The following is an 8,953-nucleotide window of genomic DNA, read 5'->3' as shown; positions in this document are numbered from 1 at the left end:
CTCGGACTCACCCACAACGGCACCACCTGGCAGATCGGGGCTGCCGCCTGACAGCGGCAGCCCCGATCACACCAAGATCTTCATCAGCCTTCTAGAACCCAAGATGAGACCCCGGGGCGCAGGAGCCGCCGGATCGGACGGGCCGCCGGATCGGACGGGCCGGGATCAGTTCCCCGGCCCTGCCCCCGTGCCGCCGTTGTTCGTCCCGCCCGTCGGCTGGGTGGTGGGCGTCGTCGTCGGGCCGGTCGTCGGCTGCGTGGTCGGCGTCGGCCGGGTGGTGGGCCTGGTCGTCGGCGGCGACGTGGGGTTCGTGGTCGGCTGCGTCGTGGGCGGCGCGGTCGGCACGGTGTTCCCGCCGGAGTTCGAGCCGTCGGAGCCGTTCGCTCCGCCGTTCTGGGACCCGTTCGACCCGCCGTTCTGCGAGCCGTTCGAGCCGCTGCTCGGCTGGCTGCTCGCGCCGCCGTTCGGGTTGCCGGTGGCGCTGCCCGTCGACGGGGTGCCGGACGGCGTGGCGGGGGAGGTCGGCGCGTCGGTCGCGCCGGAGTCGCCGCCGTCCGACGGGTCCGGGAAGTCGCCCACGGGCTGGCCCTTGAGCGCGGCCTTCATGTAGCTGGTCCAGATCTGCGCCGGGTACTGGCCGCCGGCCGCGCCGTCGATGCCGCCGACGCCGCTCAGGCTCACCTGCGCCCCGGTGCCCGGGTCCTGGCCGAACAGCGCGACCGAGGTGACGAGCTCGGGGGTGTAGCCGACGAACCACACCGACTTCTGGTCGTCCGTGGTGCCGGTCTTGCCGGCGGCCGGCCGGCCCAGCGCCTTCGCCCGGAAGCCGGTGCCGCCCGGGTCGCTCACGACGCCCCGGAGCATCGAGGTGACCTGGTTCGCGGTGTCCGCGCTGATCGCCTGGGTGGTCTTGTGCGCGGGCAGCTGGACGGCCTCGCCCTCGCGGTCCACCGACTGCACGAGCCACGGCGTGATCTGCTTGCCGCCGTTGTCGAGCGTGGCGTACACGCCGGCCATGTCGAGCACGCTCGGGGTGGCCGCGCCCAGCGGGATGGACGGCACCGGGTCGAGGCCCGGGGTGCTGCCGGGCAGGCCCAGCGCGACCGCGGTGTCCTTGACCTTCTGCAGCCCGGTGTCCTGGGCGAGCTGGGCGAACACCGAGTTCACCGACTTGTCGATGGCCTGCTGGAGCGAGATCTGGCCGTAGCTGACGTCGCCCTCGTTCGGCGGCGCGTACGGGGTGCCCTTGCCGCCGCGGACCTTGCGGCCGCTGGTGCCGTCGTAGACGGTGCGCGGGGTGACGGTCCGGCCGTCCTGGGTCTTGGCGTTGTTCTCGAACGCGGCCGCGAGGGCGATCGCCTTGAAGGTCGAGCCGGCCTGGTAGTCGCGCCGGGTCGCGTTGTCGACGTAGTGCTTGATGTAGTCGACGCCGCCGTACAGGGCGACGACCGCGCCGGTCTTCGGGTCCACCGAGGCGGCGCCGGCCTGGGCGGCCGCGTCCTTCTTGCGCTTGTCCGGGTTCAGGGTGTCGTGCAGCTGCGCCTGGACGGCGTCCTGCAGGGCCTGCTGGCGGGTCGGGTCGATGCTCAGCTTGATCGTGTAGCCGCCCTTGGCCAGCTCGTTGTCGCTGATGATCCCGCTGGAGGTGAGGTACTGGGTGGCCGCGTCGACCAGGTAGCCGGACTGGCCGGACAGGCCGGGGTTGGGCTGCGGGTCCTTGACGTCCGGGAACGGGGTCTTGGCCCGCTCGTCGGCGGACAGCCAGCCCTCCTTGACCATGCCGTCCATGACGTAGTTCCAGCGGTTGACCGCGTTCTGCTTGCCCAGCGGGGTCGTGTTGGCCACGTCGTAGGCGCTGGGCGCGTTGAGCAGGGTGGCCAGGTAGGCGCCCTGGGCGGCGTTGAGCGCGGAGGCGTCGATGCCGAAGTACGCCTGCGCGGCGGCCTGGATGCCGTAGGCGCCGCGGCCGTAGTAGGAGGTGTTCAGGTAGCCGGAGAGGATCTCGTCCTTGCTCTCGGTGGCGTCCACCTTGATGGCGATGAAGAGCTCCTTCACCTTGCGGGTGACGGACTGCTTCTGGTTCAGGTACGTGTTCTTCACGTACTGCTGGGTGATCGTGGAGCCGCCCTGGGTGCCCTCGCCCTTGGCGGTGTTGATCGCGGCGCGGGCCAGGCCCTGCACGTTGATCGCGCCCTCGTGGTAGAAGTTGCGGTCCTCGGCGGCCAGCGCGGCGTGCTGGGCGGCGGGGGAGACCTTGTCCAGGCCGACGTTCTGCCGGTTGCGCTCGCCGGTGCGGGTGATCACCGAGCCGTCCGCGTAGAGCCAGGTGTTGCTCTGGGCGGTGGCCGCGGCGTGCGCGTCCGGGACCTTCACGAGCGCGATGCCGAGCGCGAAGAGGCCGACACCGAGGAGGATCGAGGCGGCGAGGCCGAGCAGCGTCATCCGCCAGGTCGGTATCAGCCGGCGCCAGCCGGTGCGCTTGGGGCGGCGCTTCTTGCCGCCCTGGGGATCTCTGGACAAGGCGCGGCCTTTCCTGCGGGCGGACCGGGCCAGCCTGCACAGACGGGGACAACGGTGGTCGGGGGACCTTTGTCCCGATTCCGGTTTACCGCCCAGGACGAACGGGATGGGTCGATCGGCTCCTCCGGAGCGGCAATCGAGACCGACATCACATCCAAAACGCACGCAAAACGGACGCCATGGGCAAAAAAGTTGGGGAGCCCCTCGCTGATGCGAGGGACTCCCCACTGTCTGTGCGCCGCCAGGGACTCGAACCCCGGACCCGCTGATTAAGAGTCAGCTGCTCTAACCAACTGAGCTAGCGGCGCCTGCTGACCTGGAAAACAATACACGGTTCCGAGGGGTGCCTCGAACCGCGTCCGGCCGCACCGGATCGGCGATGCCCGTTTCCTCCCGGTTGGGGTGGAGTTTTGGCGCGGTTAGGGTGGAAACGTGCCCAGCCCCACCGGACGTCCGCGCGCCCGCGGAGCCGTCGCCGTCCTGCTGCTGATCAGCGCGGTGGCGTACACCGCCTGGGTGCTGGAGGTCGTCCTGAGCACCGGGCTCGACCCGGTCCAGGCGTACATCAGCGAACTCGCCGCCGCGGACCAGCCACTGGGCGGGCTCTTCCGGGCCACCGACCTGGTCGCCGGTCTGGCCGTCCTCGCGGCGGCCGGCACCGCGTTCGTCGGGACCGCGCAGGTCGACACCGCCCGCCGAACCGGCACCGAGCCCGTCGGCACCGCCCGCCGAACCGGCACCGCCCGCCGAACCGGCGCCCCGAAGCCCCGCCACCGCTGGGCACTGGCGGGCTGGTCGGCCCTGGCCCTGTTCGGTGCGGCGACCGCCGCCGACTCCCGGCTGCCGCTCAGCTGCACCCCCACGAGCGACGAGGAGTGCGCCGCCCGCGAGACGGCCGGGCTCGTGCCCGCCACCCACACCGCGCACGCCGTCACCAGCAGCCTCGCCATGATCGGCGCGCTCGCCGGGCTCGTCGCGCTCACCGTGGCCGCGCGCCGCTACGGATGGTGGCCCCCGGTGCGCCGGTACGGGCCCTGGCTGCTCGGCGCCGAACTGCTCGCGACCACCTGGAGCCTCGCCGCGATCGGCGCCTTCCAGGCCGGACGCGGCACCTGGGCGCTCGGGGCCGGCCAGCGGCTCCAGGTGCTGCTGGTCGCGCTCTGGCTGGGCGTCCTCGCGTGGAGCCTGTTCCGTGAAGAGGCCGACGACCGGCGGGCGCACGACCGGCGGGTGCGCGACCGGGCCGCACCCACCCGGGACCGGGCGGGCCGGGAGCCGGTATGACGGCGGCCGGCCCCGCGCCCGTCCGGGCGGCGTTCCTGCGCATCGACGGCGTGCCGCTGCACGTCCGCACCGAGGGCGAGGGCCCGGTCTGCGTGCTCACCGGCGGTCTCGGCAGCAGCTGGTTCGACTGGGACCTCGTCGTCCCGTTCCTCGCCCCCTACCGCACCGTCGTCCGCTTCGACCGGCCCGGCTACGGCCTGAGCGCCCCCGAACCCGCCACCGGCCGGCCCGCCCCGACGGCGGCCGGCGAGGCCGGGCGCATCCGGGCCGTGCTGGACGCCCTCGGGCTGCGCGAGCCGTGCACGCTCGCCGGGCACTCGCTGGCCGGCTTCCACGTCGAGGCCTTCGCCCGGCTGCACCCCGAGCGGGCGGCCGGGCTGGTCCTCGTCGACGGCAGTGTCGAACCGGCGCCCCGGCCGCTGCCCGCCCCCGGGCTACGCGACCTCGCCGTGCGGGGCGCCGCCGGCGCCGCCACCGCCCTCGCCGTGCCGTACCTGTTCGGCCCGGCCGCCCGGCGGCTGACCGCCCGGCTCACCACTGTCCGCCGCGAGGACCTGGCCCCGCCGGACCTCGTCCGGCACTGCTACCGCACCGGCCGCGCGCTGCGCGCGCTGCTCCGGGAGAACGCCCGCTACCTCGACGTCGCCGCCGAGCTCGACGGCCTGCGCCGCACCCGGGCCCTGCCCGAGGGCCTGCCGGTCACCGTGCTCGCCGCCGACGACGGACTGCGCTCCCGGCGGACGGAGGCCTGGCTCGCCGAGCAGCGGGAGCTCGCCGCCCTGCTCGGCGCGGACTTCCGCACCACGGCCCCGGCCGGGCACCTGGTGATGTTCGACCGTCCGGACGCGGTGGCCTCGGCGATCCTCGACACGTACTGACTCGCTGACGGCCCGCGGACGGCCGGCGGCAGGAGCCGCAAACGCCGGAAGGCCCCTCGCTCTCGCGAAGGGCCTTCCGGCTGTCTGTGCGCCGCCAGGGACTCGAACCCCGGACCCGCTGATTAAGAGTCAGCTGCTCTAACCAACTGAGCTAGCGGCGCTTGCTGACGCGGAAGACATTACACGGGACCGGGGCGATCCGCCGAATCGTATTCGGCCGATCACGTTACGTGAGATTCTCGTGCGGGCCTTCAGGTGGCGTCCGGGAAGTGGCAGGCCGCCTGGTGCCCGTCCCCCGCGAGCGCGGGCTTCTCCTCCTCGCAGCGGGTCCGTGCCCCGGGCTCCGTGAGGCGGGCGTAGACCGGGCAGCGGGTGCGGAAGGGGCAGCCGGCGTGCCGCTGGGTGGGGGAGGGCGGATCGCCCGCGAGGAGGATCCGGTCCCGGGCGCGTTCGGCGGCCGGGTCGGGCAGCGGGACGGCGGAGAGCAGCGCGCGGGTGTACGGGTGGCGAGGGCGGTCGAAGACGGCGGCGACGTCGCCCTGCTCGACCGTCCGTCCGAGGTACATCACGCTGACCCGGTCGGCGAGGTGCCGGATGACCGAGAGGTCGTGCGAGACGAACAGGTAGGACAGGCCCAGTTCGGCCTTGAGCGACTGCAGCAGGTTGAGGATCCCGGCCTGGATGGAGACGTCGAGCGCGGAGACCGGCTCGTCCAGGACGAGCAGCCTGGGGCGGACGGCCAGGGCGCGCGCGATGGAGATCCGCTGGCGCTGCCCGCCGGAGAACTGGTGCGGGTAGCGGCCGGCGTGCTCCGGTTCGAGGCCGACCTGGCGCAGCAGTTCGGGCACCCGCCCGGCGATCTCGTCGCGGGCGGCGCGCTGGGCGCGCAGGGGCTCGGCGATGATGTCGCCGACCGGCATCCGGGGGTCGAGGCTGGCCATCGGGTCCTGGAAGACGATCTGCAGCTGCGACCGGAGCCGGTGGGCCTCGGCGCGGGTGAGCCGGGACGTGTCCTGTCCGAGGAGCTCGATGCGGCCGGTCTCGGGGGCGGCGAGGTCGAGCAGCTCGAAGAGCGTCGTGGACTTGCCGGAGCCGGATTCGCCGACCAGGCCGAGGGTCTCGCCCTCGCGGAGGTCGAGGTCGACGCCGTCCACGGCGTAGACCTCGCCGACGCGGCGCTTGAACACCGTGCCCTTGAGGAGCGGAAACGTTTTTCCGAGCCCGCTGACCGCCAGTACCTGCGGCCGGGTGTCGCGTGCCCCGGTCACGGCGGGGGCGGGCACCTCCGGCACGGGGTACACGTCGGCCGGAGCGGGCCGCTGCTCGGCCAGCTCCGCCGAGCGCACGCACGCCGCCAGGTGGCCGTCCTCACCGAGCAGTTCCGGCTCGGCCGTCGAGCAGCGCGGTTCGGCGAGCGGGCAGCGCGCGGCGAACGGGCAGCCGGGCGGCAGGTCGGCCAGTGGCGGCGGGCTGCCGGGGATCGGGACGAGCGGCCCGCCGCGGCCGTCGAGCCGGGGCACCGCGCCGATCAGGCCGAGCGTGTACGGGTGGCGCGGGGCCGCGAACAGCTCGTCCACACCGGCCGTTTCGACCACCCGGCCCGCGTACATCACCGCGACCCGGTCGGCCGTCCCGGCGATCACCCCGAGGTCGTGGCTGACCAGCACCAGCGCGGCGCCGGTCTCCCGCTGGGCGGTGCGCAGGACGTCGAGCACCTGGGCCTGGATGGTGACGTCCAGGGCGGTGGTGGGCTCGTCGGCGAGCAGGATGTCGGGGTCGTTGGCGACGGCCATGGCGATCATCGCGCGCTGGCGCATGCCGCCGGAGAACTCGTGCGGGAAGCTGTCGAGCGCGCGGTCGGGGGCCGGGATGCCGACGAGGTCGAGGAGTTCGGCGGCGCGGCGGCGGGCGGCGGCCTTGTCGGTCTTCTGGTGGACGCGGATCGCCTCGGCGATCTGGTCGCCGATCCGGTAGACCGGGGTGAAGGCGGAGAGCGGGTCCTGGAAGACCATCGCGACCCGCCGGCCGCGGATCGAGGCGAGCTCCCGGCCGGGCAGCCCGACCAGCTCCCGCCCGTCCAACCGCACCGAGCCCCGGACCCGGGCGGTGCCGGGCAGCAGCCCGAGGACGGACAGCGCGGTGACGGACTTCCCGGAGCCGGACTCGCCGACGATGCCGAGGGTTTCGCCGCGCCGCAGGGTGAGGTCCACCCCGCGCACGGCCGGGACCGGGCCCTGCGGGCCGGCGAAGTCGACGCGCAGGTCGCGGACGGCGAGCAGGGGGGTTTCGACGGCGGTGCCGGGGGTGCTGGTCACGGCGGTGGTCACGGCTTCTTCCTACGGGCGCGGCGGCGGGGCGCGCCCGCGGCGGTGGGGTCGAGGGCGTCGCGCAGCCCGTCGCCGATGAGGTTGACGGCGAGGACGAACAGCACCAGCAGCGCGGCGGGGAAGTAGAACAGCCAGGGGAACACCGGCGCTTCGCTGGTGCCGGCCGCGAGCAGGGTGCCGAGCGAGACGTCCGGCGGTTTGACGCCGAAGCCGAAGTAGGAGAGGGCGGTCTCGCTCATGACGGCGCCGCCGACGGCGATGGTGGCGTCGATGATGAGGAAGGACGCGACGTTCGGCAGGACGTGCCGCAGGATGATCCGCAGCGGCCGGACGCCCATGAAGCGTGCGGCGCGGACGAATTCGCGCTCGCGCAGGGAGAGCGTCATGGACCGGACCACCCGGGCGGTGATCATCCAGTTGAACAGGGCGAGCAGCAGGACGAAGGCGATCCAGCCGGTGCTCTTCAGCCGGGGCGAGACGATCGTGATGATCAGGAAGCTGGGGAAGACCAGCAGCAGGTCCACGACGAACATCAGGCAGCGGTCGGCCCAGCCGCCGAAGTAGCCGGCGCACGCGCCGACCAGCGAGGCGAGCACGGTGGAGAAGAGCGCCACCAGCAGACCGATGACCAGCGACTTCTGCAGGCCGCGGACGGACTGGGCGAAGACGTCCTGCCCGATCCCGTTGGTGCCGAACCAGTGCTGGGCGGAGGGCGGTTGGTGCAGGGCGCCGAAGTCGGGTGCGGCGTAGTCCCACTGCGTCAGGTACGGCCCGCCGAAGGCGAGTGCGAACAGCAGCAGGACGAGGACGGCCCCGGCGAGCGCTCCGCGGGCGGCGAGCAGCCGGGTGAGGACGAGCCGGGCGCGGCCGGTGCCGCGGGGCGCGGGGGCCGGGGCGGCGGGTCCGGCCGGTTCTGCGGCGACGGTGGTCATCTGGGTCACCTCCGGTCAGGACCGCACGCGCGGGTCGAGGGCGGCGTGCAGGGTGTCGGCGAGGAAGCCGGAGGCGAGGACGACGAGGGCGGTGAACAGGTTGACCGCGACGACGGAGTTGACGTCCTGTTCGTTGATCGCCTGGATCAGCCACTCGCCCATGCCGTGCCAGCCGAAGATCGTCTCGGTGAACACCGCGCCGGTGAAGATGCCGAGGAAGCTGTAGGCGAACATCGTCGACATCGGGATCACGGCGGTGCGCAGCCCGTGCTTGAGCAGGGCCCGGCCGCGGGTGAGGCCCTTGGCCTCGGCGGTGCGCAGGTAGTCCGAGCCGAGCACGTCGAGCATGATGCCGCGCTGGTAGCGGCTGTAGGTGGCGAGGCCGTACAGCGCGAGCGACATGGTCGGCAGCAGGAGGTGGAGCGCCCAGTCGGAGAGGTGGGCGCCGAGGCCGCCGGCGAGCCCGGGGGTCTCGTAGCCGGTGAACGGGACGACCTCGTGGCCGGCCGCGTCCTTGGCGGCGATGGCGCCGTTCTTGAGGAAGAGGGCGACCAGGAAGACCGGGGTGGAGAGGAGGACGAAGGAGAGCAGGGTCAGCAGCCGGTCGGATATCCGGTACTGCCGCACGGCGCTCCAGGCGCCGACCGCGACGCCGAGCACCATGCCGAGCAGGCTGCCGATCAGCAGCAGCCGCAGCGAGACCCAGATCCGCCGGCCGAAGTCGTCCGTCACCGGGGTGTCGTGGATGGTCCGGCCGAGGTCGCCGTGGACCAGGCCGTCGGCCCAGTGGCCGAAGCGCACGACCACCGGGGTGCGGTCGTTCAGGTTGAGGGCGGTGAGCTGGTGCTCGACCGATTCGGCGGACGGACGGGGGACCTTGGCCTCGAAGTAGGTGCGCGGCTGGAGGGCGGCCGCGGATATCGCGTAGGCCAGGAACACGGCGGCGACGAGCAGGACGGCGTAGTAGCTCAGCCGCTTCGCGAGGTAGCGGAGCATCAGCGGCCGCCCTGGG

6 protein-coding genes and 2 tRNA genes are annotated in these 8,953 nt (G+C 73.3%); 2 read left to right on the top strand and 6 right to left on the bottom strand.

Translation table 11 applies throughout. The annotated features are described in order from the left end of the window. Positions 1–165: 165 nt before the first annotated feature. Both ACFVSN_RS42770 and ACFVSN_RS42765 read right to left on the bottom strand, forming a co-directional pair. Positions 166–2,520 (bottom strand): transglycosylase domain-containing protein, encoded by a 2,355-nt coding sequence (locus ACFVSN_RS42770; protein WP_387595597.1) that lies wholly within the window; start codon positions 2,518–2,520, stop codon positions 166–168. A gap of 234 nt (positions 2,521–2,754) precedes the next feature. Beyond that, positions 2,755–2,828: transfer RNA gene (locus ACFVSN_RS42765), tRNA-Lys, on the bottom strand. A gap of 124 nt (positions 2,829–2,952) precedes the next feature. Between ACFVSN_RS42765 and ACFVSN_RS42760 the strand changes: the two genes are divergently transcribed. Next, positions 2,953–3,804 (top strand): DUF998 domain-containing protein, encoded by an 852-nt coding sequence (locus ACFVSN_RS42760; protein ID WP_387958906.1) that lies wholly within the window; start codon positions 2,953–2,955, stop codon positions 3,802–3,804. Next, positions 3,801–4,682, top strand: a complete 882-nt coding sequence (locus ACFVSN_RS42755; protein WP_380511163.1) for an alpha/beta fold hydrolase — start codon at positions 3,801–3,803, stop codon at positions 4,680–4,682. The genes ACFVSN_RS42760 and ACFVSN_RS42755 overlap by 4 nt, the downstream gene beginning before the upstream one ends. An 87-nt stretch (positions 4,683–4,769) precedes the next feature. On the opposite strand, the gene ACFVSN_RS42750 is transcribed toward ACFVSN_RS42755, so the two are convergent. The 4 genes from ACFVSN_RS42750 to ACFVSN_RS42735 form a co-directional block, all read right to left on the bottom strand. Next, positions 4,770–4,843 (bottom strand) — tRNA-Lys (locus ACFVSN_RS42750). Between the two features lie 90 nt (positions 4,844–4,933). Further along, positions 4,934–7,009 carry a dipeptide ABC transporter ATP-binding protein gene (locus ACFVSN_RS42745; RefSeq protein WP_387958904.1) on the bottom strand — a complete coding sequence of 692 codons (2,076 nt, stop codon included), beginning with the start codon at positions 7,007–7,009 and terminating at the stop codon, positions 4,934–4,936. Beyond that, positions 7,006–7,941 carry an ABC transporter permease gene (locus ACFVSN_RS42740; RefSeq protein ID WP_380435207.1) on the bottom strand — a complete coding sequence of 312 codons (936 nt, stop codon included), beginning with the start codon at positions 7,939–7,941 and terminating at the stop codon, positions 7,006–7,008. Before ACFVSN_RS42740 ends, ACFVSN_RS42745 begins: the two co-directional genes overlap by 4 nt. Positions 7,942–7,956: 15 nt before the next feature. Further along, positions 7,957–8,937 (bottom strand): ABC transporter permease, encoded by a 981-nt coding sequence (locus tag ACFVSN_RS42735; RefSeq protein ID WP_380435208.1) that lies wholly within the window; start codon positions 8,935–8,937, stop codon positions 7,957–7,959. Positions 8,938–8,953: the final 16 nt, after the last annotated feature.

The sequence above is a fragment of the Kitasatospora sp. NPDC057904 genome, from assembly GCF_042887925.1.
Taxonomy (GTDB): domain Bacteria; phylum Actinomycetota; class Actinomycetes; order Streptomycetales; family Streptomycetaceae; genus Kitasatospora.
This window is presented reverse-complemented; position numbering and strand designations above follow the sequence as displayed.